This is a genomic window from Bartonella sp. W8167 (assembly GCF_016100335.1).
Lineage (GTDB): Bacteria > Pseudomonadota > Alphaproteobacteria > Rhizobiales > Rhizobiaceae > Bartonella > Bartonella apis.
The window spans coordinates 1,236,984-1,253,487 of the sequence record NZ_JACFSQ010000001.1 but is presented as its reverse complement, the minus strand read 5'-3'; the positions used below and the strand labels follow the sequence as shown (position 1 = coordinate 1,253,487).

Below are 16,504 nucleotides of genomic sequence, written 5' to 3'. Positions count from 1 at the left end.
GGGTTCACCCAAGGAAAGATTATGACATCAAAACCTCCATTAACAATTCGCCTTTGCGGGCCGCGCGGTTTTTGCGCCGGAGTCGACAGGGCGATACAGATTGTCATTCTTGCATTGAAAAAATATGGTGCGCCCGTCTATGTGCGCCACGAGATCGTCCATAACCGCTATGTGGTTGAAGGGCTACAGGCACGTGGTGCAATTTTTGTCGAGGAACTTGACGAGATACCGGACGAACACCACAACCAACCGGTGATTTTTTCAGCGCACGGTGTTCCAAAATCGGTGCCGGAAGAAGCGCGCTTGCAAAATCTGTTTTATCTTGATGCAACTTGTCCGTTAGTGTCAAAAGTTCATAAACAGGCTATGCGTCATCAGCGCAACGGGCGTCATGTCATTCTGATTGGCCATTCCGGTCATCCCGAAGTTATCGGAACAATGGGGCAGGTAGACGCCGGTACAGTAAGTTTGATTGAAAACGTCGAGGATGCTGAAAATTACCAGCCATTGCCCGGTCAAAAATTGGGGTTTGTCAGCCAGACGACTTTGTCTGTTGAAGACACAGCAGAAATCATCGAGGTATTGAAACGCCGGTTTCCCGATATCGAGCCACCGGCTGCCGAGTCGATTTGTTATGCAACGACCAATCGTCAGGAAGCAGTGAGAGCAGCGGCTCCGGGCAGTGATCTGTTTTTGATTGTTGGTGCTCCGAATTCATCGAATTCCCGTCGTTTGGTCGAAGTTGCCGAGCGCTTTGGTGCCAAAAAGTCATTGCTTGTTCAACGTGCGGCGGAAATAGATTTTGCCCATTTGAATGACGTTCACACGGTGAGCCTTTCCGCTGGTGCGTCTGCACCGGAAATAATTGTTGATGAAATTATTGCGGCATTCAGAAAACGTTATGATGTGACTATAGAAATTGCCGAGACTGCGGTTGAAAATGAAACCTTTTTGGTCAACAGGGAATTGCGGGAAGTTGTGTTGACGCCGGAAGATATGGAATTTGTTAACGGCAAGGGTATTCCCGATAAAGACAAGTGAAGAAAACATGAGCTTGCTCGTGTGGGGCAAATAATGGCTGTTTATACCGATATCAACGAAGATGAATTAACAAGCTTTTTGACCGATTATTCTATCGGCGCATTACAATCGTATAGAGGTATTGCCGAAGGTGTCGAGAACTCGAACTTCATGCTCCATACAGAAGCAGGACGTTTCATCCTCACCTTGTTTGAAAAGCGCGTCAATAAAAAGGATTTGCCATTTTATCTTGAATTGATGAACCATCTGGCACTTAAGGGAATTTCGTGTCCCCAACCCATCAAACGCAAAGATGGAAAAATGATTGGCGAGCTTGTGGGTAGGCCCGCTACAATTGTTTCTTTCCTTGAAGGGGTTTGGCTCAGAAAGCCGAATGTCGAACATTGCCGTGAAGTCGGCAAAGGCATGGCAAAAATGCATCTTGCAGGTCTCGACTTTCCTCTTAAACGGAAAAACAGCCTGTCGATCGACGCCTGGAGACCTTTATGGAATTTAAGCCGCGGACGTGCAGAAGAATTGGCATCCGGCCTCGTCAAGGAAATTGACAAGGAACTCGATTATCTGGAAAGCAATTGGCCACATGATCTGCCGCAAGGTGTTATCCATGCCGATTTCTTCAATGACAATGTTTTTTTCCTGAACGATCATATGTCAGGCATCATAGATTTCTATTTTGCATGCACAGATATGCTTAGCTATGATCTTGTCATCGCCCTCAATGCATGGTGCTTTGAACGGGATTATTCTTATAATGTGACGAAAAGCGAGGCGATGCTCAAAGCCTATTGTGCTATTCGTCCGCTTCAACAAAATGAGATTGATAATATACTGGTTCTCGCCCGTGGGGCAGCGATCAGATTTTTCCTCACCCGCCTTTATGATTGGTTCAACACACCTTCAAACAGTCTGGTTGTGAAAAAGGATCCTCTGGAATATTGGCGAAAATTGAATTTTTTCAGAGACGTCATTAAACCATCTGAAATCGGGCTCTAAATTGCGGACGGTTCCTTGAAACAGGTCGAAATATTTACTGATGGCGCTTGTTCCGGCAATCCCGGGCCGGGAGGTTGGGGGGTGCTATTGCGTTGGAACGGGGTCACCAAAGAACTTTACGGCGGTGAACCCGACACTACCAATAATCGTATGGAGTTGACGGCAGCAATCAATGCGCTCGATGCCTTGAAAGAACCGTGTAACGTTGATCTTTATACTGACTCTGTTTACGTGAGGGATGGCATTTCAAGCTGGATTGATGGCTGGAAGGCGAAAGACTGGAAAACGTCTGCGAGAAAGCCTGTCAAAAATGCCGACCTTTGGCAAAAACTTGATTTGGCTCGCACACGCCATAACGTGAATTGGCATTGGGTCAAAGGACACGCCGGTCATCCCGAAAACGAACGCTGTGACGAACTTGCCCGTAAAGGCGTTGATGAAAACCGCTAACGATTTATTTGCTTTGTGACGTCAATATTCCGGTGAAAGATATGGGTTTTGCTTCGGCAATATAAGAAATAGTCAAAGGACCTTTGCTGTTTTTTGTAATAATCGGTGCCGCAAAAACAGTTTCATTCCGGCTATTTTTGATAATTTCAGCCGGACCTATTTCATCTGTCTTTCCGTCAAGATAAAGCGCTGATATGTTTTCTTCATCTTGATGGGTAATCGTAATGTTAAGCATTTTTTCGTCGTTACTGGCGTGAATAACAATATTTTCCTGAGCCTTTTCAGGTAATTTTTCTTCCGCCATTGTAAGAAGCGAGCTTGAAAGAGCGATATTGGCATTCCCGTCGGAAAAGTCGAACGGGATATCAAGAGGCATACATATTTCTTTACATAAGCCGATTGTAAGTTGACCTTTCAAGCTTTCGCCATTGTCGGATTTTTCAACCGTAAAAGGCAATAGAACGCTGTTTTTATAGCCGATCGACCAATCACTGCCATCTTTGAATAGATGAGGTACAGGATACATAATCTCGTAGCTTGAAGGGGGAGAAAAATCGAAAGAAGGCGCCATACCCGAATTTCCGGGATTTTTCCAATAGGTTTTCCAATCCGGCTTCAGGTTGACTTCTATAACACCTCGCAGACGCTCCTTTTCGGCAACAGGCTGTAATGCGAGGCGCACCCGTCCCCCCTCGAACTCATGCCATGGCGTTGCCAATAGCGTTGAAGTGTCATTTGTTTTCGTAAATGCGGGCGTCTGGGCAACGACTAACGTTTGGCCAAAGCCGAAAAAACATGCAAGCACAAGGAAAATCAAAACGGCTTTGAGCTTAAAAAACTGGTACACTGTTTCGGCTTCCGTTAAAACATCATTTTGTTTAAGACTTTTGACGAAAAAATTCACTTTTTCCTTGCAACTCATCAATACACGATTACTTTTAAATTATGGATAAAATTAGCACAATGAAAAAACGCGACGGCTTTTTGAATGGTCATCTGCTTATAGCAATGCCCGGCATGGGGGATGAACGTTTTGCACACGCGGTTATCTATATCTGTGCCCACTCGGACGAGGGCGCAATGGGCATCATGCTGAACCGGCGTCAGGATTTGAAGTTTCCGGATTTGCTGTTGCAACTTGGGATAATCAATGCTGCCCAAGCCATCCATCTGCCCGAGCCGATAAAGCTTTTTCCTGTGAGAAATGGCGGACCGGTTGATCGTTCGCGCGGTTTTGTCCTACATACCGATGATTATGCCTGCCGGACGACGATACCTGTTACCAGAGATATTTGTCTTACTTCAACAACCGATGTCTTGAAGGCAATGAGCGTCGGAAAAGGGCCACAGCACGCCATAATTGCGCTCGGCTATGCTGGCTGGACAGGCGGGCAACTCGAAGCCGAAATCGCAGCAAATGGCTGGCTGACAAGCCCCGTTGATGCCGATTTTCTATTTGCTCAGGATTTTGACCATCAATATGAACAAAGCCTGAAGAAAATGGGCATTGATCCGACATTTCTTGTTGGTCAAGCCGGTCACGCGTGAAAAAAGCGCGCCACTTCAATCGTTTATACCTTTTTTATCCATTATCTTGGCTTCAGCGAAACTGTAGTCTAAGCGTATAAGAGCGGTTTTCGCCCGATTTATTGCATTTTCCTTTGGGACGACGTTTCATTCGCTCAAAAAGCGTAAGCGTTATTCAAGCAACAAACGTTGTTATTGGCGCTTTCCGAAAGCGAAAAGACCGGATATCCATTTGATAATTTTTTAAACTGCGGCTTTCGGATGTTTCATGACGAGTGTAATCAGATCCTCGACACCGACAGGTTCGGTGAAAACATTGCTTTGAACAAATTCACAGCCTTCTTCGCGCAGCATAACAGCTTCATTTTCTTTCTCGACGCCTTCGGCAATTACTTTGAGGTCGAGGTCATGTGCGAGTGTAATGATCGATTTCAATACCAGCCGTTTTTTCGAGCTATTGACCTCCAGAAGCGAACGGTCAAGTTTGATCATATCGAACGGATATCCTAGTAGAAAGGCAAGCGAAGAATAGCCGGTTCCGAAATTATCAAGCGCAAGGCCGATGCCGAGGGCCTTGATTTTTTCTAACAAATTGGAAGATTGTTCGGGGTTTTCGATCAGGATTGATTCAGACATCTCCATCATCAGGCGCCCCTTGTTAATAGGATTGCGCATCAGAATTGCTTTAAGCTCGTTAATCAACTCCTGATGAACCATTTCCGCACTCGGTATGTTGACAGACACGAAAAATGACTGCTTCGGGAAACGGTCCTGAATATGGGTGAGATCTTCGACGACGGTTTTCATTGCAAACCGGGCGAGATCCATAACCACGTGTTCGCTTTCGGCTGTATGGATGAAATCAACGGCAGAAAGGTTACCATGACGCGGATGGTGCCATTCCATCAAAGCTTCGAATCCGACGATTTGTCCGTCATTGAGGTCGAGAACAGGGTGATAGAGAACCTTGATTTCATTGCGTTGCAGGGCATAACGAATGTCATTGCCCATGCTGTTGCGCTCAAGCCCTAATGTGCGGAAATTCGGGCGGAACGGTTCGATTTTATTACCGCCTGATTTTTTGGCGTGAATCATTGCAAGTTCCGCATCACTCAGCATATCTTCGGCATTCGAATTGCCTTCAGTCCATGTGATGAGGCCAATTGAAGCGGAAAGTTTGACTTCGCGTTCGGAAAACAGAATTGGTGCGGCAACTGTTCTTTGTAACTGGTCGGCAAATGCTGCGATTTTTGCTGGGTCGGTCTGACTGGTGAGCACAATGGCAAAACGGTCAGTCGAAAGACGCGAAAGTGTGTCTTCGGGCGTAATAAGACGTCCAAGCCTACGGGCAATTGTTAACAGAAATGTATCGCCGACAGACATACCGAATTGATAATTGATGTTACGGAAGCCATCAAAATCGATAACGAATACGGTCGGTCTTACAGGACGGCCAGCGACAGCAAGATTTACAAAAGTTTGTAAGTGATCAAGAAAGAGCTGTTGGTTCGGAAGACCTGTCAGATTGTCATGGACAGAATCTTGCAACAATCGCTCTTCGGCTTTTTTGTGGTCGGTTACATTGACGAGGGTGCCAACGATCCGCACAATTTCCCCGTCCGAACCTATGACCGGTCGTGCTCTGAGTGAAAACCAGTAATAATGTCCGTCACCGGAACGGAGTCTCAGTGTCTGATCAATGCGCCCCTTACGTGTGTCGAGGATCATATCAAGTATGGCACGGAAACGATCGCGATCGTCGCTGTGTAAAGCATCAACCCAATTGCGGATGGTTCCATTCAATTCACCGGCTGTGGATCCGAGGTAGAGAGAAAGATCGGGATTGATGACCACACGGTCACGGCGCACATCCCAGTCCCACACGATATCGCCAGCCCCCATAACGGCAAGAGCTTGCCGTTCAAGGTCGGAAAATATCCCTTGGTGGAATGCGCCGCCTGAAAAAGCATGTTGCATAACCGTGAAAGCAATGAGCAGAACAATGAGAACCAGACCGCCTGCTAGTGCGGGTTGAACAATATCGTTATCAAGTTTTCCGGTTACACACACATATGCCCCACATAGCCAGAAGATAATGAGTAGCCATGTCGGGATCAGCATAATAGCACGGTCATAACCGCGAATGGAAAGATAGCCTATGAGCACAACGCCGAGAAGAGCGGTAAGACCAAAGGAAAGCCGTGCAATGCCTGCAGCACGCGTCGGGTCATAAATTGCGAAGGCACCAAGGGCACAAAGAGCGATAATCCATGCTGCTGCACCATAGCTGAAATGGTAATGCCAGCGATTGAGGTTGAGATAGGTAAAAAGAAAAATGAAAAGCGATGCTGCAAGTGCCACTTCTGTTGCCGCGCGCCAGATCGGTTCGGTTTCGGCAGAAATGACGAACAATTTATTGAGAAAATTGAAATCGATACCGATATAGGCAAGCACCGACCAAGCCACCGCTGCAGTGGCCGGAAAAAGTCCCGTTCCGCGTACGACAAACAGAACACTTAAGAGAAGTGCAAGAAGACCGGAAATGCCGAGCAATATGCCGTGATAGAGCGTGTAGGAATTGATGGTATCCTTATAGGCTTCGGGTTCCCAGAGATAGACTTGCGGCAATTTCGGTGAACCAAGCTCCGCAACAAGAGTAACGACTGCACCGGGATTGATTGTAATACGGAAAACATCTGAATCCGCACTTGATTGGCGGTCAAGCGCAAAACCTTCCGATGGCGTGATAGATTGTATGCGTACAGAGCCGAGATCGGGCCAAATCAATCCCGAACCCGCCATACGATAATGTGGGGTGACAATCAGTCTGTCAATCTGGTCGTCTGTCGGGTTGGCAATAGCAAAAACTGCCCAGTCGCTTTCTGCATGATCGCCATTTCCTTGCATTTCGATACGCCGCACAATTCCATCAGGACCGGCCGCTGTCGATGTTTGGAAAGTGTTTCCTTTTATGTGGTGAATTTCGACTGCACGCGAGAGATCAAGTGCTGTATCCTGTGAAGATATTTTGACCGGTTCAATAGACAATGCTGTCTGGCACAAGGTGATCAAGCCCAATGTCCAGAATATAAAAATGCCAATGGTTTTGCCTATTGTCTTCACAACGCCTCACTTTCAAATTGACTTCGTTGTTCTTTCCGTTTCCAACAAAGAATAAAGGTAGTGATCTTGCCATTCGCCATGGATTTTTACATAGGAGCGCATCAGCCCCTCCCGAACAAAACCACATTTTTCCAATAAGGAAATGGAGCGTATGTTTGTCGGAATCGTGGCAGCTTGCAGACGATGCAATTTGAGCTGTTGAAAAGCAAAATCAACCATCAGCTCCAGACTTTCATGCATAAATCCATGGCCGGAATATTTTTGTCCACACCAATAGCCGATCTCGCCCGATTGTACGACACCCCGTCTGATGTTACCGAGACTTATTCCACCGATAAGATTGTTATTGTTGTTTAAAAACACAAAAAAGACAAAGAACTGGCCATTTTTGCGTCCTTCAATGTAACGTTCAAGATGGTTTTTATAACGGGCAAGTGTGTGTGCATCCTCTGGCCAGAGGGGTTCCCACGGTTCCAGAAATGGCCGGCTTTCGGTTCTCACGGCTGCCCATTCCTTATAGTCATCAATCATCGGAAAACGTAAATAAACGTCTTTCGCCTTTAAATTCGGAAGCCGGATTTTCTCCTGTTGTTTATGCGGCTGTCGCCGGAAGGGCATTTTGAACATGCCATTGCCTTTCTGGCTGCTCTTAATAAGGGCGCCGTCCGGCTCCTGAAGAAAGAGCCGCAACCAGATCACCATAACTCATAATTGGTCCTATCGCTCCAACTGCTGCCAATGTGGGTTTTGAATCGATAAATAAGCGTTCGGCCAAATCGGTCAACCTGTCGACTGTAAGAAGAGACAGACGTTCCAATGTTTCGGATGCGGGAATCGGACGACCATAAAGAAGCATTTGTCGTGCAATTGTTTCGGCGCGGCTCGAAGGGCTTTCTTGCGACATTACGAGGCTGGCGCGATATTGTTCGCGCGCACGGTCAAGTTCTTTCTGATCAATCTTTTCGCTCACTTTGTAAAGTTGTTCCAGAATAACGGGAATGAGGTCATGCAGGCCGTCTTCGCTTGATGCAGCATGGACCCCGAAGAGGCCAATGTCGGAAAATCCCCAGTGAAAAGCATAAATAGAATAACAAAGTCCGCGTTTTTCGCGCACTTGCTGAAACAGACGCGACGACATTCCTCCACCCAGAATAATGGATAGAATTTGGGAGGCATAATAATCACGTATATGGTAGGCTCGCCCTTCGAAGCCTAAGAGCACCTGGGCATCTTTGAGGTTACGGTATTCGCGAAAATCGCCACCTACATAATTTGCGAGATCGGCAAGAGGTGCCGGCGAATGGGCGCGATAATTGCCAAGTCGTTTCTCGACTTCCTTGACAAAAGACTGATGGTCGACGGCACCGGTTGCTACAAAAATCATGCGGTCGGCACTGTAATGCTCATTCATGAAGTTACGTAAATTATCGGCAGTGAGACCGCGCACCGATTGTGCTGTGCCAAGAATAGGCCTTCCGATTGTCTGGTGACGGAATGCGGTTTCAGTGAAATGGTCGAACACAATGTCTTCCGGCATGTCGTTGGCTGCGCCGATTTCTTGCAAGACAACCTGCTTTTCACGTTCAAGTTCGGTTTCGTCGAATTTTGGCGTGGTGATAATGTCGGCGAGAATATCAACGGCAAGCGGTATGTCATTTTTCAGGACACGGGCGTAATAGGCAGTGGTTTCGACACCCGTTGCCGCATTGATTTCGCCGCCGACATCTTCGATTTCAGCGGCAATTTCATAGGCCGTGCGGTTTGCTGTCCCCTTGAAAGCCATATGCTCGAGCATATGGGCTACGCCATGTTCCTCAAATTTTTCATTGCGGGAGCCGGATTTTACCCATATGCCAAGGGCAACACTCTCGATCTGTGGCATCGTATGTGTGACGATCGTCAAACCATTGCCGAGCCGGCTGATTTCTAAGCCCATACTCATAAAGCTCCTTCATTCAAAACTTTAATAAAAAACCACATTGTGCATTTTCTGTCTTTCGGAAAAAATGAATAGGGTTAATGGCAAGCGCGGGATTTTGCACTAATATAATCCTTGACGATTTTTTCGTCGTTCTTCAATGTTTCATAGTGTTCGGGCTTTTCCATAAGCCCGTCAAGCCATTGGGGAAGCTTCGGAGTTTGACCACAAGCTTTGTTGACAGCATCCGGAAATTTTGCCGGATGAGCGGTAGAAAGGACGACCATCGGAATGGTTGCTTCCATGTGTTCACGCGCAACTTTTACAGCTATTGCAGTATGGGGATCGGCAAGATAATGGCTTTCCCTGTAAAGTGTGTCGATCATATGGGCGGTTTCTGTTTCGGTTGAACGTCCTGCCGAAAATAGAGCACGGATTTTTTCAAGAACTGTTTTATCAATGGTAAACTCGCCGGATTGTTTAAGACTTTCCATCGAGTTGCGGATTAAAACCGCGTTGCGTCCGGATGCCTCGAATAACAGGCGTTCGAAGTTTGACGAGACTTGTATATCCATAGATGGCGATGTGGTGTGTTTGAGCGAACGGATCTGATACACTCCGGTTGAAAGTGTTCGTGCCAGAATGTCGTTATCATTGGTGGCAATGACGAGATGGGCAATGGGTAGCCCCATACGGGAAGCGACAAAGGCTGCAAAAATGTCACCGAAATTGCCGGTGGGGACAGTAAAGGAGATAGCCCGGTCAGGCGCTCCAAGAGAAATTGCCGAAGTAAAATAATAGACAATTTGCGCCATGATACGCGCCCAATTGATCGAGTTGACTCCGGAAAGAGCCGTATTATCCCGAAAAGCGTGATCATTGAACATGGCTTTGACCAAAGCCTGGCAGTCGTCAAAGTTTCCTTCAATGGCAAGCGCATGCACATTGGCAATGTTATTTGTTGTCATTTGCCGTTGTTGGACCGGTGAAACATGCCCTTTCGGAAAAAGAATAAAAATATCGCAGCGCTCGCGTCCGGCAAAAGCTTCAATTGCAGCACCTCCGGTGTCTCCCGACGTTGCTCCGATAATCGTGGCACGCTTGTTCTGACGGCTCAGTATATAGTCCATCAACCGGCCAAGCAATTGCATCGCAACATCCTTGAACGCCAATGTGCGACCATGGAAGAGTTCAAGTATGAATTCACTGGTATTGGTCTGGACAAGGGGGCAAACCGCAGGATGACGGAATGTGCGATAGGCTTCATCAACCATAGAATCAAAATCATGGCGTTCGATTTCACCGTCGATAAATGGCCAAAGAACAGTTTTGGCGATTGTCGCGTATGATTTTCCTCGCAAAGCTTTTAGCGAATCCGGTGAAAAATGCGGATAAGTTTCTGGCAGATAAAGCCCGCCATCACGTGCAAGTCCCGTCATGACAGTATCGCAAAAGCCGAGTACCGGTGCATTGGCTCTTGTACTGATATATTTCATTTCTATACTCCTCGGGCCTAAAACTGTGAAAAAAATGTTTGATGTCGCGCTATTTTACAACCTTTACGGGACTGAAAACGTCCTCTATTTTTACCAGACTTGCCAAATTATAGAAAAAGCGAGAAAACAACAAATCACTATTATTGATCGCTGATATAGAACAGGTTTACTACTCTAGGAAAGTCCACTTCATGGATAAAAAGTCGATTTATCGTTTTTCATTGGGCTTTGGCCTTATTATTGCCGCTTCGTCAACACTGTCGGGATGTTTTATTCATAAGAAAGTGGACAATGTCCCGCCCGAACCTCAAATAACCGAAGCACAATTGCGCGCCTATTGCCCGATTGTTCTCATGCGCGATGACACGGCTTTTTATGATGTTTACGAGCGTGGTGGTGAGGGTGACGCCAATAAAGTCATGTATCAGGCTGCCATCAGAGATGTAACAAGAACATGCAATACAACAGATACAACACTTTCAATGAAAGTTGCAGCTTCCGGCCGCGTCGTACCGGGACCGATGTTTAAAAAAGGCACAGTATCACTTCCGATCCGCGTCACGGTTATGGAAGGGGATAGTGTGATATATTCCAAGTTACGTAATTATCCGGTCGAGATCAGTAATGGTGTTGACGCAACGCAGTTTATTTTTTCCGACGATCAAATATCGTTTCCCAAACCGACAGCAAAAAACATTCGCGTTTTTGTGGGCTATGACAGAGGACAAAAGAAATAATGTTTAGCCTCTGTTCGTAAGCCGGTTTCGCTTAAACGACTAAAAAGGCTTGAGAACAAGCGTTCTTGAGCCTTTTTTATAAGGTTAGCAAAAATTTCCAACAAAAAGATTGTAAGCTCTTTTCGTTCAGGATTCTTTACAAATCCTGCAACAGAATTTCTCTAGATTAGCAAAAGCCAATTATTTTCAGCATTTTGATAGTAATAATGATCAATGTCGCTAACGAAGTTATCGAACTTTATTGATTGCCAGCGACCGGAGATAATGCGATTGGCCGATCAAGATAAATTCAGATATCTTTCCACTCGGACATGGCTTTCAAGACAGCAGGTAAATCCGTATGGCGAGCAATAACTGTTTCGGCACCCGCTTCAGTGAGAACGTCGGCAAGGCCGCGGTAAGCATGGGAACCGCCGGTGAAGCCGACAACACGCATACCCGCTTTAACCGCTCCGCGCACACCATGGACGGAATCTTCAATAACAATTGTATTTTCAGGCTTTGCATGCATTTTATCTGCCGCATAAAGGTAAACATCCGGTGCCGGTTTCACTTTTCCTGTGCCGACTTCCGGTGCTGAAAAAATCTTGTTTTCAAAGAGATCATATAGGCCAACAATCGTCAGCATATGTTTTATGTCTTGGCTCTTCGAATTGGAACAGATACAGTAAGGATAAAGCTTGGCAACAGCTTCGACGGCTTCGCGCGCACCGTCAATTCCAAGCAATTCGTCTTTCATACGCTTTTTGAAAAGTTCAGGCACTTTTTCAATCAGGCTGACAGAAAGCGGAACATCCGACTGCTTTTCAATTTCTTTAAGAATATCAAGGAAAATAAGCCCTGCATAACGTTCGGACAGTTCTTCAGGTGTTATTTCATAACCTTCTATTGCCAGTAATTCAGATTCAATCTGGGCCGCCAGATATTCTGAATCAACAAGAACACCATCACAATCGAAAATAACCAGATCTATCTGCGGCATCGGTTTTATCCTGTATCCTATCAAATTGATTGGCAATCTTTTAGACGTTTCAACTTGTCATTGGCAATAGCTGATGAAAATTGTGCTGTTCTTAATTTTGTGTTCTTTCAACTCGGCAAAACGCCCCATTAATTTGACAAAAACCTAAAATTCAAGCGCTTATCATGCCTTGAGCAAGGATTAATTGGTCTGAAAATGACACTTGTTCGGTTTTATATCCAAGCGTGACGCTTGCGAATTCTTGAGCAAGGGTAGGTCTATTTCAAAAACCTGTGCGCTTTAACGCGATATTTACCCTATTTTGTCAATTTAAGCTTGTCAGAGCCGTGATTCGATTGGTCACGGAGTATTTAGTATCTTGAGTATGTGTGGTCGAGTATCCAATGACTGTTGTTCGTCTTGTAAAAGATCTCGTGCAAGCTTCGCCGGAAGAAGCATGGCGTAACCAGATTTTAAAGGGTGACTGCGTTGCAGCACTCAATAAACTTCCAAGTCAATCGGTAGACGTTATTTTTGCCGACCCGCCTTACAACCTGCAGCTTGCAAATGCATTGCATCGCCCTGACCAGTCATTGGTGGATGCTGTGGATGATGATTGGGACCAGTTCGAGAGCTTTGCAGCCTATGATGCCTTCACACGTGCCTGGCTTCTTGCTTGCCGCAGAGTGTTGAAACCGAACGGGACGATCTGGGTTATCGGTTCTTATCATAATATCTTCAGAGTTGGTACTGCTTTGCAGGATCTCGGCTTCTGGATGCTTAATGATATCATCTGGCGTAAAGCCAATCCAATGCCCAATTTCAAGGGGCGTCGTTTTCAGAATGCACATGAAACGCTAATCTGGGCATCGCGTGACCAGAATTCCAAAAAATATACGTTTAATTATGAAGCGATGAAAGCCGCCAATGATGACGTGCAGATGCGTTCCGATTGGCTGTTTCCGATCTGCACTGGCCGGGAACGGCTGAAAGACGAAAACGGACATAAAATCCATCCCACGCAGAAGCCGGAAGCATTGCTTGCGCGCGTTATCATGTCTTCGACAAAACCCGGCGACGTTATTCTGGACCCATTTTTCGGTTCCGGTACTACAGGGGCAGTTGCCAAGCGGTTAGGGCGTGATTTTGTAGGAATCGAGCGTGAACAATCCTATATCGATGCAGCATTGGAAAGAATTCGTGCAGTCGAGCCGCTTGCAAAACCGGAGCTTGTCATGCTTTCGGGAAAACGCGCAGAACCACGTGTGGCCTTTGTCAGTCTGCTTGAAGCAGGATTATTGAAGCCGGGCTCTGTGCTTTATGACAAAAAACGCAAACACGCAGCCATCATCCGCGCAGACGGGACAGTGGTTGTTGATGGTGAAGCCGGCTCTATCCATATGATGGGGCGGAAAGTACAAAACAGCGCCAGCTGCAACGGTTGGACCTTCTGGTATTTCGAGAAAGATGGTCAACTGGTTCTGATAGATGAACTACGTCTTATTATTCGGGAACAAATGACAAAACAGGGCATTTGAAAGCTGAACGGTCGGATAATCTCCAGTCTCCGATCATAAAAAAGGCGTGCGCATGAATTGCGCCGCCTTTTATTTTTTTCTGTTTGATTTTTTTGGTTTCGTGCCGCTGGCTTTAAAACTATCAGGAATGGCTGCAGCAATTGCCTTTTTCATAACAGTAGGCAGAGCTTCACCCGGGAGTTCACTTGTTTTGCACCACCAACCATTGCCCGCAATTGATTTGTCTACATTTCTGGCCAAATAGACATCAAGAGTGAGCGAAAAATGGGTAAAGACGTGGTGGGCTTTGCCCTTCAACACCCAGTTGGCATGAAATGGAGCATCAGCGACAGAATAATTATTTTGTTCGCTGAAGTGATTGGGGATTTGCGTCATTCCGCCGAGTAGTCCGGAACTATGCCGTTTTTCCAGATAAATCTCATCATCTTTACTTAATGCAACAAAGGCAACTCCATAGCGTTGGGGACGCTGCGGCTTTGGCAGTTTGACCGGAAAGGCTTCGGGGGTACCGTTGCGCTTTGCCTCGCACAGGCTTTCAACCGGACATATCATGCATTTTGGGGCACGTGGTGTGCAAATCGACGCGCCGAGATCCATCATGCTTTGGGCAAAGTCGCCGCAACGCTTGTCAGGTGTTATTTCCTGCGTTCTTATTCTGATTTTTACCTTTGCTTGCGGCAAAGGTTCACCAATTGAAAAGACGCGGGCAACGACCCTTTCGACATTACCGTCAACGACGGCGACAGGTTCATTATAGGCGATAGAAAGAATGGCCGCTGCCGTATAATCACCAATACCGGGCAGACTCTTCAAGCTTTTTAACGATTTTGGAAAAACCCCATCATATTCGGCTACTACTTGTTCCGCACAGCGTTTGAGATTTCTTGCCCGTGAATAATAGCCGAGGCCTGCCCAAGCTTTAAGCACATCTTCCAATTCGGCTTTTGCGAGAGAAAAAACCGTTGGCCATGTTGTTACGAATTTTTCAAAGAAGGGTTTTACAGCTTCAACAGTTGTTTGTTGCAACATGACTTCCGACAGCCAAACCCGGTAAGGATCATTTTTCTTACCCGTCAACAAGTCGGCCGGAGCCACGCGCCAAGGCAATATTCGATGGTAACGGTCATACCAGGAAAGAAGCTTTTTTGAAAAATCATTCATGGATTTTTCCAATCACAGTTTATCAAAAAAATCAAAAAGAAAAGGCAAGCCGTTAAAAGACTTGCCCTATATTTCATCAAACTTATTCGATGCGAATAATCGACGATGTTTTTTCAATCAATGTGATGGCCTTGAAGGTAACCGCCATTTCTTGCGTCTTTCATTTTATAGGCGCAGACAAAAGCAATTACCATCATGATCGTCACATACCAGTAGAAGTAATTGCCAACGCCTTCATTCTTGAACCAAAGCGCAACATATTCGGCCGAACCGCCAAAGAGAGCATTGGCGACAGCATAGGAAAAACCTACCCCTAATGCTCTGACAGAAGCCGGAAACATTTCTGCTTTAACAATACCGCCGATGGAGGTGTAAAGACAGGATACTGCGAGCATCACAACGATCATGAAAAAGGCGGCGAGTTCACTATGTGTCGATCCGATAAATGACAGCGCGGGAATGGTCAGGATGATTGAAAGAACCGACCACATCAACAACGATGTGCGTGTCCCGATACGATCCGCAAGCATCCCGAAAAGAGGCTGAAGAATCATAAAAATAAATAATGCAGCAAGCATCATGGTATTGGCATCTTTGGCCGAAAAGCCGGTAGTGGTCACCAGATATTTCTGCATGTAGGTGGTGTAGGTATAAAATGTGAGAGAGCCGCCGGATGTGAACCCCACAACAAGCAGGAACGAGCGGGTATAGTTTTTCAACAGGCTGATAAGGCTTCCAGCTTCAACACTGGTGCGCGATTTTTCCGTCGAAGTTTCATGCAGTGAACGACGTAAGTAAAAAGCGATGATTGCTGTTAATGCGCCAATAACAAAAGGAATACGCCAGCCCCACGCCTTTATCTGATTGTCATCAAGGAACAGTTCCAGAATAACAACAACCAGAACGGCAAGAAGTTGTCCGCCGACGAGTGTCACATATTGGAAGGAACTGAAAAATCCGCGTCGGCCTTTCAAAGCAACTTCACTCATATATGTGGCGGTGGTTCCATATTCTCCGCCGACAGAAAGTCCCTGCATCATACGAACGAGCAACAAGATGACACCTGCGGCATTGCCCCATGTGGCGTAGGTCGGTAGAAAAGCGATGATAAGGGAGCCTAGGCACATCATCACTACAGAGATCATCATGGATTTTTTCCGGCCATATCGGTCGCCTATACGGCCGAAAATATATCCGCCGATTGGGCGCATCAGAAAACCGATGAAAAATATGCCAGCCGTTTTAAGAAGTGCTGCGACCTCGTCATTGCCAGACGGATAGAACTGGTTGGCAAAATAAATCGATGCAAATGCGTAGATATAAAAATCATACCATTCCACCAGATTGCCGGATGCGCTTGCAACGATTGCAAAAATTCGTTTGCGTGTATCGTGTGGATCAGCAGACTGAGTTGTTTTAGTCGTTTCGGTCATGTCTATCTCCCATGAGACAAGGCTTTAAGCCGGATTATTATTTCGATTGTTGTTGCACGTTCATGGAAAAAGGCAATGGAAACTTTTGGAGACACACAAGTAAAATTGATATTTATAGTTTAAAAA

Annotated in this window: 14 protein-coding genes; 6 read left to right on the top strand and 8 right to left on the bottom strand. The window is 46.1% G+C overall.

Annotated elements, in window-relative coordinates:
- Positions 1-21: 21 nt before the first annotated feature.
- From ispH to rnhA, 3 genes are read left to right on the top strand one after another with little or no spacing between them, the layout of a single operon-like run.
- Positions 22-1,041 (top strand): 4-hydroxy-3-methylbut-2-enyl diphosphate reductase, encoded by a 1,020-nt coding sequence (gene ispH / locus H3V12_RS05230; RefSeq protein ID WP_075914831.1) that lies wholly within the window; start codon positions 22-24, stop codon positions 1,039-1,041.
- A 33-nt stretch (positions 1,042-1,074) separates the two neighbouring features.
- Positions 1,075-2,034 (top strand): homoserine kinase, encoded by a 960-nt coding sequence (thrB, locus tag H3V12_RS05225; protein ID WP_198213297.1) that lies wholly within the window; start codon positions 1,075-1,077, stop codon positions 2,032-2,034.
- 15 nt (positions 2,035-2,049) lie between these two features.
- Entirely contained in the window at positions 2,050-2,484 is a 435-nt protein-coding gene (gene rnhA / locus H3V12_RS05220; protein ID WP_075870149.1) for a ribonuclease HI, read from the top strand.
- Between the two features lie 4 nt (positions 2,485-2,488).
- On the opposite strand, the gene H3V12_RS05215 is transcribed toward rnhA, so the two are convergent.
- Positions 2,489-3,331, bottom strand: coding sequence for a protein-disulfide reductase DsbD domain-containing protein (locus tag H3V12_RS05215; protein ID WP_198213295.1), 843 nt, complete (start codon positions 3,329-3,331; stop codon positions 2,489-2,491).
- A 116-nt stretch (positions 3,332-3,447) separates the two neighbouring features.
- Here H3V12_RS05215 and H3V12_RS05210 point away from each other — a divergent pair, with 116 nt between their 5' ends.
- The gene (locus H3V12_RS05210) at positions 3,448-4,032 is read left to right on the top strand and encodes a YqgE/AlgH family protein (RefSeq protein WP_198213293.1); all 585 of its coding nucleotides are present in this window, start codon (positions 3,448-3,450) and stop codon (positions 4,030-4,032) included.
- Positions 4,033-4,254: 222 nt separating this feature from the next.
- On the opposite strand, the gene H3V12_RS05205 is transcribed toward H3V12_RS05210, so the two are convergent.
- The 4 genes from H3V12_RS05205 to thrC all read right to left on the bottom strand — a co-directional run bounded on the left by H3V12_RS05205 (position 4,255) and on the right by thrC (position 10,548).
- A complete protein-coding gene (locus tag H3V12_RS05205; protein ID WP_343211710.1) occupies positions 4,255-7,125 on the bottom strand; it encodes an EAL domain-containing protein in 2,871 nt (956 codons plus the stop codon).
- A 21-nt stretch (positions 7,126-7,146) separates the two neighbouring features.
- Positions 7,147-7,752 (bottom strand): GNAT family protein, encoded by a 606-nt coding sequence (locus H3V12_RS05200; RefSeq protein WP_246787515.1) that lies wholly within the window; start codon positions 7,750-7,752, stop codon positions 7,147-7,149.
- A 31-nt stretch (positions 7,753-7,783) separates the two neighbouring features.
- Positions 7,784-9,070 carry a pitrilysin family protein gene (locus H3V12_RS05195; protein ID WP_198213832.1) on the bottom strand — a complete coding sequence of 429 codons (1,287 nt, stop codon included), beginning with the start codon at positions 9,068-9,070 and terminating at the stop codon, positions 7,784-7,786.
- 80 nt (positions 9,071-9,150) lie between these two features.
- Positions 9,151-10,548 (bottom strand): threonine synthase, encoded by a 1,398-nt coding sequence (gene thrC / locus H3V12_RS05190; protein WP_198213287.1) that lies wholly within the window; start codon positions 10,546-10,548, stop codon positions 9,151-9,153.
- Between the two features lie 191 nt (positions 10,549-10,739).
- Between thrC and H3V12_RS05185 the strand changes: the two genes are divergently transcribed.
- Complete coding sequence (locus tag H3V12_RS05185; RefSeq protein WP_075870143.1) at positions 10,740-11,285, top strand: hypothetical protein; 546 nt, start codon at positions 10,740-10,742, stop codon at positions 11,283-11,285.
- Between the two features lie 289 nt (positions 11,286-11,574).
- On the opposite strand, the gene H3V12_RS05180 is transcribed toward H3V12_RS05185, so the two are convergent.
- Positions 11,575-12,267 carry an HAD-IA family hydrolase gene (locus H3V12_RS05180; protein WP_198213285.1) on the bottom strand — a complete coding sequence of 231 codons (693 nt, stop codon included), beginning with the start codon at positions 12,265-12,267 and terminating at the stop codon, positions 11,575-11,577.
- A 383-nt stretch (positions 12,268-12,650) separates the two neighbouring features.
- Here H3V12_RS05180 and H3V12_RS05175 point away from each other — a divergent pair, with 383 nt between their 5' ends.
- The gene (locus H3V12_RS05175) at positions 12,651-13,784 is read left to right on the top strand and encodes a site-specific DNA-methyltransferase (protein ID WP_198213283.1); all 1,134 of its coding nucleotides are present in this window, start codon (positions 12,651-12,653) and stop codon (positions 13,782-13,784) included.
- A 69-nt stretch (positions 13,785-13,853) separates the two neighbouring features.
- Here the strand turns inward: H3V12_RS05175 and mutY are convergent, their stop codons facing one another.
- Both mutY and H3V12_RS05165 read right to left on the bottom strand, forming a co-directional pair.
- Entirely contained in the window at positions 13,854-14,945 is a 1,092-nt protein-coding gene (gene mutY / locus H3V12_RS05170) for an A/G-specific adenine glycosylase (RefSeq protein WP_198213281.1), read from the bottom strand.
- Positions 14,946-15,058: 113 nt separating this feature from the next.
- Positions 15,059-16,378: an MFS family transporter gene (locus tag H3V12_RS05165; protein WP_198213279.1), complete on the bottom strand. Its 1,320-nt coding sequence runs from the start codon at positions 16,376-16,378 to the stop codon at positions 15,059-15,061.
- Positions 16,379-16,504 lie beyond the last annotated feature (126 nt).

Coding starts and splice junctions, on each gene's coding strand:
- ispH (WP_075914831.1), top strand. CDS start 22: ATGACATCAAAACCTCCATTAACAATTCGCCTTTGCGGGCCGCGCGGT.
- thrB (WP_198213297.1), top strand. CDS start 1,075: ATGGCTGTTTATACCGATATCAACGAAGATGAATTAACAAGCTTTTTG.
- H3V12_RS05210 (WP_198213293.1), top strand. CDS start 3,448: ATGAAAAAACGCGACGGCTTTTTGAATGGTCATCTGCTTATAGCAATG.
- H3V12_RS05200 (WP_246787515.1), bottom strand. CDS start 7,752: ATGCCCTTCCGGCGACAGCCGCATAAACAACAGGAGAAAATCCGGCTT.
- H3V12_RS05195 (WP_198213832.1), bottom strand. CDS start 9,070: ATGGGCTTAGAAATCAGCCGGCTCGGCAATGGTTTGACGATCGTCACA.
- thrC (WP_198213287.1), bottom strand. CDS start 10,548: ATGAAATATATCAGTACAAGAGCCAATGCACCGGTACTCGGCTTTTGC.
- H3V12_RS05185 (WP_075870143.1), top strand. CDS start 10,740: ATGGATAAAAAGTCGATTTATCGTTTTTCATTGGGCTTTGGCCTTATT.
- H3V12_RS05180 (WP_198213285.1), bottom strand. CDS start 12,267: ATGCCGCAGATAGATCTGGTTATTTTCGATTGTGATGGTGTTCTTGTT.
- H3V12_RS05175 (WP_198213283.1), top strand. CDS start 12,651: ATGACTGTTGTTCGTCTTGTAAAAGATCTCGTGCAAGCTTCGCCGGAA.
- mutY (WP_198213281.1), bottom strand. CDS start 14,945: ATGAATGATTTTTCAAAAAAGCTTCTTTCCTGGTATGACCGTTACCAT.
- H3V12_RS05165 (WP_198213279.1), bottom strand. CDS start 16,378: ATGACCGAAACGACTAAAACAACTCAGTCTGCTGATCCACACGATACA.